Origin of the sequence: Serinicoccus sp. CNJ-927, assembly GCF_001942435.1 — a bacterium.
Classification (GTDB): domain Bacteria; phylum Actinomycetota; class Actinomycetes; order Actinomycetales; family Dermatophilaceae; genus Ornithinicoccus; species Ornithinicoccus marinus.
Genome location: NZ_MKKF01000050.1, coordinates 1 through 15020, shown reverse-complemented (window position 1 = coordinate 15020; position 15020 = coordinate 1). Strand labels below are relative to the sequence as shown.

The following is a 15020-nucleotide window of genomic DNA, read 5'->3' as shown; positions in this document are numbered from 1 at the left end:
CGGTCGTCGACCGGAGGACGCGAGAAGCAACCACTCACGACGCCCGGTGGCACCAGGGCCAACCACTCACGGCGCTCGGTGGGTATGCGGCCGGGCCGGCTCAGGAGAGCCGGTGCGCCGGGGCGCTCGGCGTGGCCCGGAGCAGGTGAGGGGCCTGGAGACCCTCGGCGAGGAAGGCCTCGTGCACCGCGGCAGCGACGTCCTCGACGTCGCCGCGCCGCACCAGGGCCAGCGCCGAGCCGCCGAAGCCGCCGCCGGTCATCCGCGCGCCGGCCGCCCCCGCCTGCCGGGCCGCCTCGACCGCGAGGTCGAGCTCCCGGCACGACACCTCGTAGTCGTCCCGGAGCGACACGTGCGAGGCCACCATGAGCCGGCCCACCTCCTCGGCGTCCTCCTGGCCCAGGGCCGCGACGACATCGAGCACCCGGGTGTTCTCGGAGAGCACATGCCGCACGCGGCGCTGCGCCTCGCCGTCCCCCTCGAGCCGGCCCAGCACCTCGTCCACGTCCGCGCCGTGCAGCTCGCGCAGGCTGGCCACCCCGAGGCTGCGGCAGGCGCGCTCGCAGGTGCTCCGGCGCGCGGCGTACTGTCCGTCGGCCAGGCTGTGGTGGGCCCGGGTGTCGATGACGAGCACCTCGTGACCGGGCAGGGTCCACGGCACCGGGGTGAGCGAGAAGTCGTCGCAGTCGACGAGCAGGGCGTGCCCGTCCACCGCGCGCAGCGAGACGGTCTGGTCCATCCCCCCGGTCGCCGCGCCGGCGTAGTCGTTCTCCGCGCGCACGCACACCTGCGCCAGCTCGGCCCGGTCGACCGCGGCCAGCCCCGGCACCAGCTCGGCCAGGGCCAGGGCGCCGGAGCAGGACAGTGCGGCCGAGGAGGACAGGCCCGCCCCGAGCGGCACACGGCCGTCCACGAGGATGTCGGCGCCCACCGGGCCACCCGCCCGCTGCGCCAGGATGGCGACGACGCCCGCGACGTAGGCGACCCAGCCCCCGGGCGACCCGGCGCGGATCTGGTCCACCTCGCCCTCCCAGGCCTGTCCGGGCGCCTGCCGCGAGACCACCCGCAGCCGCCCGTCCGGCCGGGTCCGCACCGCGCAGTAGGTGCGGTGGGCCAACGCGAAGGGCAGGCACCAGCCGCCGTTGTAGTCGGTGTGCTCGCCGATGAGGTTGATCCGCCCGGGGGCGGCCCACACCCCGTCGGGGGCACCTCCGATCTCCCGCGCGAACGCCGCCCGCAGGTCCGGCTCGACCTCCTCGTCGGCCGTCGCCGGCGACCACCGCACCTCGTCCGTCACAGTCCCACCCTCTCCAGGTAGTCGTTGCGCAGCGCACCGCGCGGGTCCAGTCGGGCGGCCAGCTCGAGCATCCGCCCACGCTGCGGGTAGAGCTCCTCGATGCGCCGCGCGAGCGCGCGCTCGTCGAAGAGCTTGCCCCAGTGCGGCCGTGCACCGAGCGGCGTCAGGCCCGCCTCGACCTCCTGGATGAGCGCCTCGACCGCCCGCTGGTCCGGGGACCACGTGAAGTGGAAGGCCACGCAGTCCTCGCCCTGGGTGAGCCCGAGCCACTGCTGCCCTGCCGCGACGCTGCGCATCTCGCACGCCTGCGTCAGGGGGCCCAGGGCATCGGCCAGGCCGCGCAGCGCGTCGATGGCCTCCCCGGCGCGCGAGCGGGGCAGCAGCCACTCGGACTGCACCTCGGCTCCGTTGGAGGGCACGAAGTCGAGCCGGAAGTGCGGCAGTCGGTCCAGCCACGGGCCGGGCACGCCTCCCTGGCGGGTGCACCGCTCCCCCGGCCCGTCGCGCATCATGTGCCGCTGCCCGTCGGCTGCGGTGAGCCCGAGCGCCCGGGGGTCGCCGCCGGTGCTGTCGGTGCGCTGCTTGACCCACACCTGGTGCGGGGCGTCGGCGTCGGCCCAATCGGTGAAGACCGAGACGCTGGTGCCCAGGCCGGTCACCGCGTCGAGGTCGGCCGCGACCGCGTCCCAGGTCAGGCCCTCGTAGACCGTCTGGGCGACGTCGTAGGTCGGCTCGACGTCGAGCTCGAGGGCGACCACGGCGCCGAGCGTGCCGAGCGAGACCACCGCTCCCCCGAAGTCTTCCTCGCCCCGCTCCAGCCGCACCTGCCGACCCTCGGTCGTGACGATCTCCACCGCCGCGACACCCTCGGCGAGGGAGGGTATGCCGTCGCCCGAGCCGTGCGTGTCCGTCGCCACGGCACCGGCGACGGTGATGTGCGGCAGCGAGGCCATGGCGTGCAGGCCCCAGCCCTGCTCGTGCAGCCGGCGGGCGACCTCGCCGTAGGCGGCGCCGCCCTCGACGCGGGCGCGCTGCCGGTCGCTGTCGACGCTGACGTCGACCGGCAGCCGACCCAGGCCCACCATGGTGCCGGTGGTGTCGGCGATGCGGTTGAACGAGTGCCGGGAGCCCAGGAGCCGCACGCGCTGGGCCGACGACATCACCTCCGCCAGCTGCTCCAGGCCCTCGGGCTCGACCAGCTCGACCGCCGAGTAGGTGAGGTTCTTGGCCCACGTGCTCCCCGCGCCGCTCATGGGCTCATCCTAGGCCGCACCGCCGACAGCGGCCCGGCCTCAGACCGAGACCGCCCGCCAGATCTGGCCGTGCTCGGGGTCCAGGGGCTGCATCGGCAGGCCCACCTCGGCGAGCACCCGGCCCGGCAGCGCGACCCCGTCCACGGCCCACGGCACCACCCCGGGACCCGCCCGCAGCGGGTCCTGGCCGGGGCGCTCCAGGGTCACCCGGTAGCGCGCGTCCGGGTCGAGCCCGGGCAGCCGCACCCGGTGCGGTCCGGTGGTGGCGGGCCGCGCCAGCGCGGCGACCTGGAAGAGCGCCGTGGACCGGTCCTGGGCCACCGTGCCGTGGACCCAGGTCGCCTCGTCGTGGTGGTCGCCGTTGACGACCCGCCCGGTATGCAGCAGCTCGCGGTGCGCGCGGTGGAAGGCCACCCACGCCTCCAGCTCGGCGAGCTCGGCCTCGGTGCAGGTGGCCAGGTCCCACTCGATCCCCAGGTGCCCCCACAGGGCCGTCCCGGCGCGGAAGTCCAGGTCGTGGCGGCGGCCGGTGGTGTGCGAGCGGCCCGAGGCGATGTGCGTGCCGACGAGCTCGGGCGGGAGCAGGAGCATGGTGCCGCGCTGGATCTGCTGGCGCTCCAGCGGGTCGATGCAGTCCGAGGCCCAGACGCGCACCGCCCGCTCCAGGATCCCCAGGTCGACCCGCCCGCCGCCGGCCGAGCAGGACTCGATCTCCAGCCCGGGGTGGGCGGCCAGCAGCTCGTCCATGAGCCGGTAGACCGCGAGCGTGTGCTCCCGCACCCCCGGCTCGCCGCCCGGGGTGTGACCGGCGTCGTTGAGGTAGCGGTTGTGGTCCCACTTGAGGTAGGCGATGTCGTAGCGGTCCAGGAGCGCCCGCAGCTGGTCGCGGACGTGGGCGTAGGCGCCCGCGTGACCCAGGTCGAGCACGTGCTGCTGGCGCGACTCCAGACCTCGGCGACCCCCGGCGGAGAAGATCCACTCCGGGTGCGCCCGCGCCAGGTCGGAGTCCAGGCTCACCATCTCCGGCTCCACCCAGAGGCCGAACTCCATCCCGGCGGCGTGCACGTGCTCGATCAGGGGGTCCAGCCCGTCCGGCCAGACGTTCGGCGAGACCACCCAGTCCCCCAGGCTGCTCGTGTCGTCGCGGCGTCCGCCGAACCAGCCGTCGTCGAGCACGAACCGCTCGGCCCCCACCCGCGCACCCCGGTCGACGAGGTCCGTCATCCGGTCGAGGTCGTGGTCGAAGTAGGTCGCCTCCCAGTTGTTCAGCGTCACCGGGCGGGGCCGGTCGGGGTGGTGGGGTCGGCTGCGCAGCCAGGCGTGGAAGCGCCCGGCGACCTCGTCGAGCCCGGTGCCGTGCGCGGCGTACAGCCAGGGGCTGGTCAGCTCCGCACCCGCGCCGAGGCGCGCCTCGCCGTGCTCGAGCCGCTCCCCCGACCCCAGGACCCGCGAGCCGTTGAAGAGCCGCTCGGCGTACGTCGTCTGGTTGCCGCTCCACCCCAGGTGCACCGCCCAGACCTGGCCGTGCCCGAACCCGAAGCCCGGCTCCCCCGCGCACAGCAGGTGCACCGCGTCCAGGCCGGTGCGTCCGGTGCGCACCTCCCGGCTGTGCACGCCGACGGAGAACGGCTGGCGCTGCGGCACCCGCTCCATGGTGTGGCGTCCGGCGAAGTCCAGCAGCTCCCCGGCCCGCTCCGGCACCGGCAGCGCGACGCGGACGGCACCCACGTCATACGTCTCCTCGCCGGTGTTGGTCAGGGTGGCCCGGGTGCGCAGCAGCCCGCCCGGATGCAGCTCGAGCTCCAGCTCGACCGCGAGGTATGCGCTCGCGTCGGCCCCGCGGACGACCACCCGCTGGGTGCCGTCCGCCAGCGTGGTGCGGTCGGGCGGCCCGTCGGTGCGGAAGGCCGGGGACCAGTCGCGTCCGGCGCGACTCCCCTCGACGCCGGGACGACCCAACCACGCACGGGCGTGCTCAGGCAGCATGCTCACCTGGTCGGCGTGGTCGAACGGGCTGTCGCCGTGGGCGACCTGCGTCGCGGTGACCACCGCTGCGAGGTCGTCGTCGCCCAGCTCGCCGAGGTCGGCGCCCCAGTGACGGACCACCGGGAGCAGGTCGTCGGAGAGGTCCAGGACGAGGGAGATGCCTGCCGAGCGCAGGTGCAGGAGCGAGCTCACGTCGATCACCCCACTGCACCGGGTGGCCCGGTGTCCAGTCGGCGGGCCGGGCCAACGTTCACGTCGCGTCCACCGCCGCGCAACCTGCGATGGCTACGGTCGGCCGGTGGCCAAGGAGCTGGAGTTCATCAGGGGCGTCGACAAGCTGCACGCGTTCTACACCGAGCACGTGCGGATGCTCGCGCACGCCTACGACCTGAGCGACGAGGACGCCGCGCGGATCCTGGACCGCTTCGACTTCAAGAACGTCTCCCGCTCCATCCTCGCCCCGGCGCGGGTCGACCTCTTCGAGGCGCCGCCCGAGCTCTGAGGCGCACTCGCACCCGACGCCTCAGAGGAAGGGCTGCACGAGGTCGACGTAGCGCCGCGCCATGGTGTCCACCACCTCGCCGCCGGGCGCGGGCCCGCAGGATGTCGTCGTTCTGGTTGTTCACGTAGGCCCGGCTGTCCGTGTAGGTGTCGGGGACGTCCACATCGGTGATGCCGAACGAGGTGTCGACGGTCTCGGTGCGCAGGAACCGGAAGAACAGCGTCCCCGTGTCCCCGCCTCGATCGCCGGGATCTCCCAGTATGCCTTCTCCCCCGGGCCGTTGAGCTGGCCGACGAAGTTGTTCTGGTTGAGCGGGTCCTGCACGACGGCCGCGGCGGCCGAGCCGACCCACCCGTCCTGGCCGTCCAGGCCCCCCAGGGTGTAGGTCTCGAAGTCGAGCAGGGTGGTGAAGTCGGCGGCGGCCTCCTGGGCGAGGTCGTCACCGCCCTCGTCCGGGGCGGCCCGGGGCCGCGACCGCGGCGGGCGCGAGCCCGGTGATGCCGAGCGTCGTCGCGAGCGCGAGGGCTGTCCACCTCCGGGACGAGAGTGGTCGGAGCCGTGACATCATTGTCTCTCCTCACGATGCGTAAACGTTCGCGTGCCTGGCCAGGTCAAGGTCAACGTGGAGGGGCCTCAGAAGGGTTTGCGTGAAATTTCGTCCGGGAAGGCCGCCGGGGAGTCCCTCACCGGGGCGGCGTCGCACCGGCCGGGCGGGCCCCTGCACGCAGGAGGAGGACCACCCCGACCGTGGCAGCCCCGAGCGCCACGAAAGCGCTGGCCAGGCCCCGTCCTTGGGCCAGGAGCCCCAGCACGAGCGGGCCCGCCCCGAGACCGACGTCCACGAGCACCCCGAAGGTCGCACCGACCGCGCCGGGCCGCCCGTCGGGCAGGCGTTCGGTGAGCAGCCGGAAGAAGGCGGGGGTGAGCAGGACGGCCCCGAGGGCCAGCACGACGGTCCCGGCCGCGAAGGTCCACGCGCCTCCCGCGAGGCCGAGCAGCACCAGCCCCGCCCCGCTCAGGACCAGGGCGGCCGCGGAGAGCCGCGTCGCGGCATACCGGTCGGTGAGGCGGGCCAGGAGCAGGCGGCCGGCCACGACGACGCCGCCGTAGAGGGCCAGCGGCCACCCGGCCCCGTCGAGACCGACCTCCCGGGCCCGCAGGGCCGCGAAGGCGAGGAAACCCGCCGACCCCACCATCCCCACCACGAACGCCAGCCCGGGCAGCCGCACCGCGCGGGGGAAGAGCGGCGCGGCGCCGTCCGGCGGCTCCTCCGGCCGGGCGCCCGGCAGCGCCGTGCCGACGGCCGCGGCCAGCACGCCGAGGGCGGCGACGCCGAGCCAGGCGGTGCGGTAGCCGCCGAGGTCCACCAGCCGCTCACCGAGCGCAGGACCCAGCGCGATGCCGACGAAGAGCGACAGCGAGCTGTAGCTGAGCGCCTCACCGCGGCGCTGCGGCGGCGCGACGTGGAGCAGAACTGCCATGCCGGCGACGAAGACGATCGCCTCGGCGACCCCGGTGAGCGCCCGGAGCAGCAGCAGCACCGGCACGCTGCCGGCCTGGGTGTGCGCGACCAGCACGACCGCCAGCAGCAGCGAGGCCCCGACGAAGGGACGCCGCGGTCCCCACCGGTCCACCACCCGGCCGGCGGCCGGTCGCAGCACCAGCGCGGTGAGGCTGAAGGTGGCGACCGTGAGGCCCACCACGAGGGGGCCGGCTGCCAGGCGGTCGGCCGCGTAGACCGGGACGAGGGGGATGAGCGCGCCGATGCCCACGAAGTAGGCCAGCTCGGCGAGGACCAGGGCGAGGAAGGGCCCCGTCAGGAGGCGAGCACCCGACGGCGGGCCGTCCCCTGGCGCCGCAGCCACCCGGCGATGGTAGCAGCGGGACGCCGCGCGGAGGCGGTGTCGACCGGTGGGTCTGCGACCCCGTCCAGGGCCGGTCGGGCACCCGGCCCTGGGTAGGCTCGCTGGGTGGAGACCGCCCGCCGCCTCGTCGAGGACGCCCGGACCCTGCTCGTCGACTTCGACGGGCCCCTCGCCCGGCTCTTCCCTGGGGCCCGGTGGGCCGAGCTGGGCGACCGGCTGCGGGCGGAGGCACGCAGGCTCGGCGGCTCCGAGCTGGCGCAGCGGCTGGAGGGCGAGGCGGACCACGTGCAGTGCCTGAGGCTGGTCGGTGACCACTCGCCCCGGCTGCTGGAGCCCCTCGAGGCCGTCGTCACCGAGCTCGAGCTGGAGGCCGCCGCCCGGGTGTCCCCCCGGACCGGGGCGGTGGCTCTCGTCGAGCACACCCTGGGTCGAGGTGCCTCCGTCGCCGTGGTCACCAACAACACCCCCGCCGTCGTGGCGGGCGTGCTGGACCGCGCCCGCCACGGCGTCACCGCGCGCCTGCATGTCGTGGGCCGGTCGGCGGGGCAGGTGGCCGACCTCAAGCCGCGGCCCGACCTCCTGGTGCGGGCGCTGGGGCTGACCGGATCGCGCCCCGAGGAGTCGGTCTTCCTGGGGGACTCGGTGACCGACGTGCAGGCGGGCCGTGCGGCGGGCGTGGCCGTCGTCGGGGTCGCCGCGGAGGAGGGCCGACGCCACGAGTTGCTCGCCGCCGGCGCGGTGGGTGCGGTGGACGGGGTCGACGCCCTCGTGCCCCCGCGGTAGAACGGGCGTTCAGCCGGACGCCACCGCGACGACCACGAGCAGGACCAGCACGGCGACCGGGACCGGGGCGGTCTCGACCCGGTCGAGGAGGAGCATCGTGCAGGCGACGGGCAGGGCCGCGACCACCCCCAGGACCGTCGAGGCCACCCGCAGGCCCAGGGCCAGCACCACCCCCACGAACGGGTGCGGGTTCCTTGCGGCTCCGACCCTCGGAGGCCCGAGGGACCCTTTCTGTCACCTGTCTCACCTCCAGCACTCCTCGTCGACACGCTGCTCGCCCCTCCGCAGGAGAAGATCGCCGGTCAGGACCATAATGTGGAGGATGGCTGAGCAGGCGAGAACCGCACCGCGGCATGTCGAACGGGTGGCCGACACCCGGCTCCCGACCGACCACGCGACCTTCCGGATGACGGCATACCGCGACGACAGGGGGATGGACCACGTCGTCCTCAGCCTCGGGGTCACCGACGACGACGGCCCGGACCTTCCGCCGCCGCTGGTGCGCGTGCACTCCGAGTGCCTCACCGGCGACGCGCTGGGGTCGCGGCGCTGCGACTGCGGGGAGCAGCTGCAGCATGCGCTGCAGCTGGTCGCGCGGACGGGGCGCGGGGCCGTGGTCTACGCCCGCGGTCACGAGGGGCGGGCGATCGGCCTGGCCGAGAAGCTGCGTGCCTACGCCCTGCAGGACCGCGGCGTCGACACCGTCGACGCCAACCTGGCCCTGGGCCACCCCGCCGACGCCCGCACCTACGACCACTGCGCCGCCATGCTGCTCGACCTGGGGATGCGACGCGTCCGGCTCCTGTCCTCCAACCCGGCCAAGGAGCTGGCATTAGGCGCGCTCGGCATCGAGGTCGTGGAGCGCGTGCCGCTGGTCGTGCCGGACCGTGAGGAGAACGCCTTCTACCTCGCCACCAAGCGCGCCCGCATGGGCCACGACGAGGCCGACCAGGACGAGTGGGACCAGCTGTTGGCCGGGCGCATCCCGGTGGCCGGTGAGCTGGCCCAGCGCTACGGCGACCTGAACCGTGCGGACGGGCCGCGCGTGCTGGCCCAGCTCGGGCAGAGCCTGGACGGCTTCATCGCCAGCCGGACCGGCGACGCGGCCTTCGTCACCGGTGAGCTCGACCGTGAGCACCTGCACCGCCTGCGGGCGCTGGTGGACGCCGTGGTCGTCGGCGGGGCGACGGTGGCCTGCGACGACCCGCAGCTGACCGTCCGCGCGGTGGACGGCCCGCACCCGACCCGGGTCGTCCTCGACCCGCGCGGGGCCACGCCGGCGGACGCCGTGGTGCTCACCGACGCCGCCTCCCCCACCCTGTGGGTCGTCGGGGCCGACGCCCGGGTTCGTCCGGTCGGCGACCACGTGGAGGTCGTCCGGTGGCCGGGCGCGGGCCCGATGGAGCCCCGCGCCGTCCTCGACCTACTGGCCGCCCGCGGGCTGCACCGGGTGCTCGTCGAGGGCGGCGGACGGCTGGTGTCGGCCTTCGTCCGGGCCGAGGCCGTGGACCGTCTCTACCTCACGACCGCGCCGGTGCTCATCGGCGACGGGGTGCCCGGGCTGCGGGTCGACGGTCAGGACCGGCTCACCGACGCCCTGCGTCCTACCGCCCGCCGCTACCGCCTCGGCGACGACGTCGTCACCGAGCTGGACCTGCGGCCGCTCACTGCCAGGGCGCCGACCCTCGCCGACGACGTGCAGGACGCCAGCTGATGGCGGCGCCGTCGAGGACCCCATGACACCGACGCGCACCGTCGGTCCGCTTGACGCACGGCGCGGGTCCACGGGTGGGGTCGAGTCCGCGGTCGTGCTGCTGCCGCTCGGGGTGTGCATCGGCCTCGTCGCCCTCGTCTGGCCCTCGCCCGGCGTCACCACCCTCGCGCTCGCAGCGGGCCTCCTCGTGCCGGGCGTGGCGACCGCGGCCCTGCTCCGCCGACGCCCGCGTCCGGTCACCGCGGCGGATGCGGTCACCCTCGGGCGGGTGGCGCTGACGGGGGTCGTCGCCACGGCGACCGTGCTCGTGCTGGCCGGGGAGCTCCCCGGCCGCGGCTGGGCCCTGGCGGCTGTGGTCGGGCTGGCCCTGGCGCTCGACGCCGCCGACGGGTACGTCGCCCGTCGGACCGGGACCGCGAGCCAGGCAGGGGCACGGTTGGACATGGAGTCCGACGCCGCGCTGCTGCTGGTGCTGTCCGTGCTCGCCGGCCCGACGCTCGGGTGGTGGGTGATCGCGATCGGGGCGATGCGCTATCTCTTCGTCCTCGCGTCGTGGGTCCGGCCGGCGCTGCGCGGGCCGCTCGCGCCGCGAGGGTGGCGCCGGGTCGTCGCGGCGCTGCAGGGGATCGCCCTCGTCGCCGTCCTCGTGCCGGTCGTGCCGGTCGCCCTGGCCGGCGCCGCCTGCGTGGTCGCGGTCCTGCTCCTCGCCGGCTCCTTCGTGCAGGACGTCGTGGACCTGGAGACACGAGCGTGAGCACCGCAGCCCCTGGGACGGCGCGGGCCTACTGGGCCACCGCGCCGGGCGAGGGCGAGGTGCGCACCGAGCCGCTGCCCGCCCCGGGGCCCGACGAGGCGCTCGTGCGGGCGCTGGTCAGTGGCATCAGCCGCGGGACCGAGCTGCTCGTCCGTCGCGGCGGGGTGCCGCCCTCCCAGGCGCGGAGGATGCGCGCGCCGTTCCAGACGGGCGACTTCCCCTTCCCGGTGAAGTACGGCTACCTGTCGGTCGGCGTCGTCGAGCGGGGTCCCGACGACTGGACCGGGGCCCGCGTCTTCTGCCTGCACCCGCACCAGGACCGGTATGTCGTGCCCGTCACCGCGCTGACCCGGGTCCCGGACGCCGTCCCCACCGCCCGCGCCGTGCTGACCGGCCCGGTCGAGACCGCGCTCAACGCCCTGTGGGACGCGCCGCCGTGTGCGGGCGACCGGGTGGCGGTCGTCGGGGGCGGGCTCATCGGCGGCGCCCTCGCGCTGCTTCTGCGGCGGTTCCCGCTGTCGCGGCTGCAGGTGGTCGAGGCCGACCCCGATCGACGCGACCGCCTCGTCGCCGCCGGTCTCGACGCCGTGGACCCCGACGTGGCCCAAGGCGACTGCGACCTGGTCCTCCACGCCTCGACGACGGCACCTGGCCTGGCGCTCGCCCTGCGGCTGGCCGGCGACGACGCCCAGGTGGTCGAGCTGTCCTGGTTCGGCTCGGCGGCACCGCAGGTGCCGCTCGGCGAGGACTTCCACTCCCGTCGCCTCACCCTCGTCGGGAGCCAGGTCGGACGGGTGGGCGCCGCCCGGCGACACCGCCGCGACCCGGCGGAGCGGCTGCGGGTCACCCTGGACCTGCTCGCCGACCCCGCCTTCGACCTGCTCCTCGGCGCGCACCGCCCGTTCGCGGGCGTCGTGGCCGCCGTCGAGGAGCTGGCTCGACGGCCCGACCTCACCGGGTGCGTCGTGCTGACCTACCCCGAGCCGGGCGACCCCCGGCCCTGACCCTCGAAGGAGCACGATGTTCGGACTCACCGTCACCGATCACGTCATGGTGGCGCACAGCCTGCCTGACCCGTTCTTCGGCCCGGCCCAGGGTCTGCACGGGGCGACGCTGGTGGTCGAGGCCACCTGGCGGCGGCGCGAGCTCGACGCGCACGGCGTCGTCGTCGACATCGGGGCCGCGTCGCAGGCCCTGTCAGAGGTGCTGGACCCGCTGCGCTACGCCAACCTCGACGAGCATCCCGACTTCGCGGGCCGGTTGAGCACCACCGAGGCGGTGGCCGCGCACGTGGCCCACGCCCTGGCCGAGCGGGTCCGGGCCGACCCGGACGCCGACCTCGACGGCCTCGGCGTCGTCGTGCGGGAGCACCCCGGGGCGTGGGTGACCTATGACCTGGACCTGCGGGCGTGACCGTGGCCGGTCGCCCGCCCTCGTCGTCCCGGCCGACCTGGCGGGCCCCAGCGGGGGCACCCGCTACGACGAGCGCATGATCACCGAGCTGGCCGCGAGCGGTCTCGACGTCACCGCCGAGCCGGTGCCCGGCGCCTGGCCGTCCCCGACGGGTGAGGACCGCGCGGCCCTGCGGCACGCGCTCGGGCGGCACGACGACGTGCTCGTCGACGGCCTGATCGGCTCGGCCGCACCGCAGGAGATCGAGCAGGCGCGGGCGCGGGGTGCGCGGGTCGGTGTGCTCGTGCACCTGCCGCTGCCCGCCGAGGGCGGCCTCGACGAGCCGGATCGGACGCGGCTGGCCGCCCTGGAACGGCGGGCCTTGCACGCGGCGGGCACGGTGGTCGCGACCAGCGGCTGGGCCGCCGCCGGCCTGCGGGAGCGCTACGGCCTCGCCGGGGTCCACGCCGTCGCCCCCGGCACGGACCGGGCGGAGACCGCGACCGGCAGCACGCCAACGCACCTGCTGGCCCTGGGCTCGATCACCCCGCGCAAGAACCCGCTCGGCCTGCTGGAGGCGCTGGCCGGGCTGCAGGACCGCCACTGGAACCTGTCGCTGGTCGGACCACGCGGGTCCGACGAGGGGTATGTCCGCGCCGTGACCGCGCGGGCGAAGGCCCTGCAGGGTCGGGTCCGGATGCCAGGCAGCCTCGAGGGCGAGGCTCTGGAGGCGCTGTGGCGCACCGTCGACCTGCTCGTCCTGCCCTCCCTGGCCGAGACCTACGGGATGGTCGTCACCGAGGCGCTGGCGCACGGCATACCGGCTCTGGTGCCGGCCGGGACCGGCGCAGTCGAGGCGCTGCACGGGTCGGGCGAGCGGGACGGCCTGCCCGAGGCGGGGGCGGTCGTGGCGGGGACGGGCGGGGAAGCGTGGGCGGAGGCCTGCGGGGTTGGCTCGACGACCCAGGGCTGCGTGACCGGTGGCGCCGTGCCGCCGCCGAGCACCGGGACCGGCTCCGCGGGTGGGACACCGCCGCGGCCGAGCTCCGGGCGGTGCTGGGGTGGTGAGCCGCCCGGTGCCCGCCGACTGGCTGGCGCTGCGCCGCGCCGCCGACCACCGGGCCCGGGAGCGCGCCGCCGGGCTGCTGCGCCGGCTCGGCGACCACGTCGGCGAGCGGACGGGTGACGAACTCGTCGTGCTCGACATCGGCGCGGGCACCGGCTCCAACCAGGCCTGGCTGGCGCCACGGCTCCCGGGGCCGCAGCGCTGGGTCCTGGTCGACCACGACCCCGACCTCCTCGGGCAGGCGGGCGCTGCCGTGCCCGGCGCGGACGTCACGACGCGCCGCGCCGTCGCCACGGTGGAGGAGGTCCACTCGCTCGTGCCCTCCGACGGGGAGGTGCTGGTCACCTGCGCCGCGCTGCTCGACCTGCTCACCGTGGCGCAGCTCGACGCGCTCGCCGACGTCATCGCTCCCACGGACCGGCCCGGGGTGGCCGCGCTCCTGAGCCTCACGGTGACCGGCGACGTCGAGATCTCCCCGCCTCACCCGGCGGACGCCGCCGTCACGGCCGCCTTCGACGCCCACCAGCGTCGTGAGGACCGGCCCGGGCCCAAGGCGACGGAGGCCATGGCCGCCGCGCTGCGCCGCCGGGGCGCGGACGTCGAGCTGGCCGCGACCGACTGGGAGCTGGACGCCTCGGACGAGTCGCTGGTGCGCCGCTACCTCTATGACCGGGCGGCCGTGGCGGTGGAGCAGGACGCCACGCTCGCACCCCTCGCCCGCGAGTGGTTGGCCGCGCGCGAGGGCTCGCTGATGGACGGCTCGCTGCGGGTCAGGGTCGGCCACCTCGACCTGCTCAGTCTGCCCGTCGAGCCGGGGAGCGGGTCGGGTGGCTGAGACGCTCGTGCGGCCCCGGCCCAGGGTCTCGTCCTCCTCGCGAGGTCTGCAGGTGGTGCTGGTCGCCTCGCTGCAGCTGCTCGTCACCGTCGGGATGCTGGGCTTCGTCGTCGCGTGGTGGGGGCTGGAGCCCATCACCACCGCCCTCGGCTCGCTGCCTGGTGGGCGCTCGCGGGAGGGCTCGTGCTCGGGGCCGCGGGCGTGCTGGTCCAGGCGCTGCGCTGGCGGCTGGTCGCCCGCTACCACGGCATCCGGCTCCCGGTCGGACCCGCCGTCGCCCGCTGCTGGCAGGCGGCCTTTCTCAACAGCCTGCTGCCCGGCGGCCTCGCCGGGGACGTCCTGCGCGCTGCGGACGACAGCAGCGACGCCGAGGTGAGCGCTGGTCGCAGGGCTCTGGCCAGCGGCTTCGCGGCCGTGGCCGCCGAGCGCCTGTGCGGCACGACCGTCGTCCTGGTCGCCGCGTCGGCCGCCCTCGCGCCGCACCGGCCGCTGCTGGCGGCGCTCTGCCTCGCCGGTGGCGTCGTCACAGCTGCTGTGGCCTGGCGCTGGCTGCGCCGGCTGCCCGCGCGGGACCTGCTCGGTGTCGGGATGCTGTCGGTGGTGGGGTGGGTGGCCTTCGCCGGCATCTTCGCGCTCGCCCTGGTCGCGGTGGCGCCCTCGACCGACCCGCGGCTCGCGCCGGGTCTCGCCGCCGTCTCGATCGCGGGCATGTCGGTGCCGGTCGGCGTTGGCGGCTGGGGAACGCGGGAGGCGGTCACCGCCTGGATCTTCTCGGTCGTCGGCCTCGACCCGGCCGCCGGGGTGGGGGTGTCGGTGGGGTATGGCGTCCTCGCCCTGGTCTCCACGCTGCCTGGTGCCGTGGTGCTGGCGGCGCGGCTCACCCCACGGGTGCGGGAGGTAGGTCGCTCCCGCGACCGACGCCGTGCCCGGGCCGGGCCGGGCGCGAGCACGCCGGCGGGTAGGCCGGCCGCGTCGCTCAGATCACAAGCGTGATCCGGGCGCTCCCCTCACCCGGGACCAGCACCGAGCACCGGCCGGACCCACGCTCGCCGTGGGCGGCGACGGCATACTCCCCCGCACGGGGGACGTCGAGCGAGAAGGTGCCGTCCTCGCCGGTCAGCAGCGCAATGTCGGGCAGCGGCACGGGCCCCGCCTCGCCAGCTGAGCGATGGCCGGGGATCATCAGCTCGTCGCGGCATGCAGTCCAGGAGGTGCGCGCCTGATGGCTCATAGTCCCCTAAATGAATTCCTTCGCAGATGCGCCCAGCCGACCGCTGCTGCGGCCAAGACGGCCGTGCCAGCGGCCTGCGCCACCACCTGGCGTAATTCTTTGCCTACAGATGTAGCACCTCTGTTGACGGCGCTCGAAAACTGGACGGTTTCGGCGGTCGAAGAGTGGACGGTCTCAGTCTAGGGATTCTTGTTCGGCCTTGATGCTGGGCAGGGTCTCGACGCCGCGGTCGCGTAGCCGGTAGGAGGCGCCTTTGAGGGCGATGACGTCGGCGTGGTGGACGATGCGGTCGATCATCGCGGCCGCGACAACCTGGTCACCGAAGACGCCTGCCCAGGAGCT

The 15020-nt window shown here is 75.4% G+C and carries 16 protein-coding genes; 9 read left to right on the top strand and 7 right to left on the bottom strand.

All coding sequences use genetic code 11. The features are described from left to right. Positions 1 to 100: 100 nt before the first annotated feature. The 3 genes from galK to BJF86_RS14370 are packed head-to-tail and all read right to left on the bottom strand — an operon-like array spanning position 101 to position 4728. Positions 101 to 1297 carry a galactokinase gene (gene galK / locus BJF86_RS14380; protein ID WP_237768245.1) on the bottom strand — a complete coding sequence of 399 codons (1197 nt, stop codon included), beginning with the start codon at positions 1295 to 1297 and terminating at the stop codon, positions 101 to 103. Continuing rightward, entirely contained in the window at positions 1294 to 2550 is a 1257-nt protein-coding gene (locus BJF86_RS14375; RefSeq protein ID WP_075819948.1) for an FAD-binding protein, read from the bottom strand. The genes galK and BJF86_RS14375 overlap by 4 nt, the downstream gene beginning before the upstream one ends. A gap of 39 nt (positions 2551 to 2589) precedes the next feature. After that, positions 2590 to 4728 carry an alpha-galactosidase gene (locus BJF86_RS14370; protein ID WP_075820196.1) on the bottom strand — a complete coding sequence of 713 codons (2139 nt, stop codon included), beginning with the start codon at positions 4726 to 4728 and terminating at the stop codon, positions 2590 to 2592. Positions 4729 to 4834: 106 nt separating this feature from the next. Here BJF86_RS14370 and BJF86_RS14365 point away from each other — a divergent pair, with 106 nt between their 5' ends. After that, positions 4835 to 5038 carry a hypothetical protein gene (locus BJF86_RS14365; RefSeq protein WP_022923844.1) on the top strand — a complete coding sequence of 68 codons (204 nt, stop codon included), beginning with the start codon at positions 4835 to 4837 and terminating at the stop codon, positions 5036 to 5038. Between the two features lie 683 nt (positions 5039 to 5721). Here the strand turns inward: BJF86_RS14365 and BJF86_RS17090 are convergent. Next, the gene (locus BJF86_RS17090; RefSeq protein WP_075819946.1) at positions 5722 to 6903 is read right to left on the bottom strand and encodes an MFS transporter; all 1182 of its coding nucleotides are present in this window, start codon (positions 6901 to 6903) and stop codon (positions 5722 to 5724) included. Between the two features lie 105 nt (positions 6904 to 7008). Here BJF86_RS17090 and BJF86_RS17650 point away from each other — a divergent pair, with 105 nt between their 5' ends. Then, positions 7009 to 7686, top strand: a complete 678-nt coding sequence (locus tag BJF86_RS17650) for an HAD family hydrolase (RefSeq protein ID WP_075812284.1) — start codon at positions 7009 to 7011, stop codon at positions 7684 to 7686. Positions 7687 to 7695: 9 nt separating this feature from the next. Here BJF86_RS17650 and BJF86_RS18025 read toward each other — a convergent pair whose 3' ends face one another. Then, the gene (locus BJF86_RS18025) at positions 7696 to 7857 is read right to left on the bottom strand and encodes a hypothetical protein (protein WP_237768244.1); all 162 of its coding nucleotides are present in this window, start codon (positions 7855 to 7857) and stop codon (positions 7696 to 7698) included. Positions 7858 to 8008: 151 nt separating this feature from the next. Between BJF86_RS18025 and ribA the strand changes: the two genes are divergently transcribed. The 7 genes from ribA (at position 8009) to BJF86_RS14320 (ending at position 14440) form a co-directional block, all read left to right on the top strand. Continuing rightward, complete coding sequence (ribA, locus tag BJF86_RS14350) at positions 8009 to 9400, top strand: GTP cyclohydrolase II (RefSeq protein WP_075819944.1); 1392 nt, start codon at positions 8009 to 8011, stop codon at positions 9398 to 9400. Positions 9401 to 9422: 22 nt separating this feature from the next. Beyond that, positions 9423 to 10154 (top strand): CDP-alcohol phosphatidyltransferase family protein, encoded by a 732-nt coding sequence (locus BJF86_RS14345; protein WP_083653148.1) that lies wholly within the window; start codon positions 9423 to 9425, stop codon positions 10152 to 10154. Then, positions 10151 to 11158 (top strand): zinc-binding alcohol dehydrogenase, encoded by a 1008-nt coding sequence (locus tag BJF86_RS14340; RefSeq protein ID WP_075819942.1) that lies wholly within the window; start codon positions 10151 to 10153, stop codon positions 11156 to 11158. The genes BJF86_RS14345 and BJF86_RS14340 overlap by 4 nt, the downstream gene beginning before the upstream one ends. Before the next feature lie 16 nt (positions 11159 to 11174). Then, positions 11175 to 11567 (top strand): 6-pyruvoyl trahydropterin synthase family protein, encoded by a 393-nt coding sequence (locus BJF86_RS14335; protein WP_066635818.1) that lies wholly within the window; start codon positions 11175 to 11177, stop codon positions 11565 to 11567. Further along, positions 11545 to 12732, top strand: coding sequence for a glycosyltransferase family 4 protein (locus BJF86_RS14330; protein ID WP_083653147.1), 1188 nt, complete (start codon positions 11545 to 11547; stop codon positions 12730 to 12732). Before BJF86_RS14335 ends, BJF86_RS14330 begins: the two co-directional genes overlap by 23 nt. Continuing rightward, positions 12623 to 13447 (top strand): class I SAM-dependent methyltransferase, encoded by an 825-nt coding sequence (locus tag BJF86_RS18020; RefSeq protein WP_083653146.1) that lies wholly within the window; start codon positions 12623 to 12625, stop codon positions 13445 to 13447. The genes BJF86_RS14330 and BJF86_RS18020 overlap by 110 nt, the downstream gene beginning before the upstream one ends. A 114-nt stretch (positions 13448 to 13561) precedes the next feature. Further along, the gene (locus tag BJF86_RS14320; protein WP_075819938.1) at positions 13562 to 14440 is read left to right on the top strand and encodes a lysylphosphatidylglycerol synthase domain-containing protein; all 879 of its coding nucleotides are present in this window, start codon (positions 13562 to 13564) and stop codon (positions 14438 to 14440) included. On the opposite strand, the gene BJF86_RS18015 is transcribed toward BJF86_RS14320, so the two are convergent. Further along, the gene (locus BJF86_RS18015) at positions 14424 to 14591 is read right to left on the bottom strand and encodes a hypothetical protein (RefSeq protein WP_158068427.1); all 168 of its coding nucleotides are present in this window, start codon (positions 14589 to 14591) and stop codon (positions 14424 to 14426) included. The two genes, BJF86_RS14320 and BJF86_RS18015, sit on opposite strands and share 17 nt — an antisense overlap. A gap of 261 nt (positions 14592 to 14852) precedes the next feature. Continuing rightward, positions 14853 to 15020, bottom strand: a 168-nt coding sequence (locus BJF86_RS14315; protein ID WP_158068426.1) for an ATP-binding protein, incomplete at its 5' end; no start/stop codon positions are given.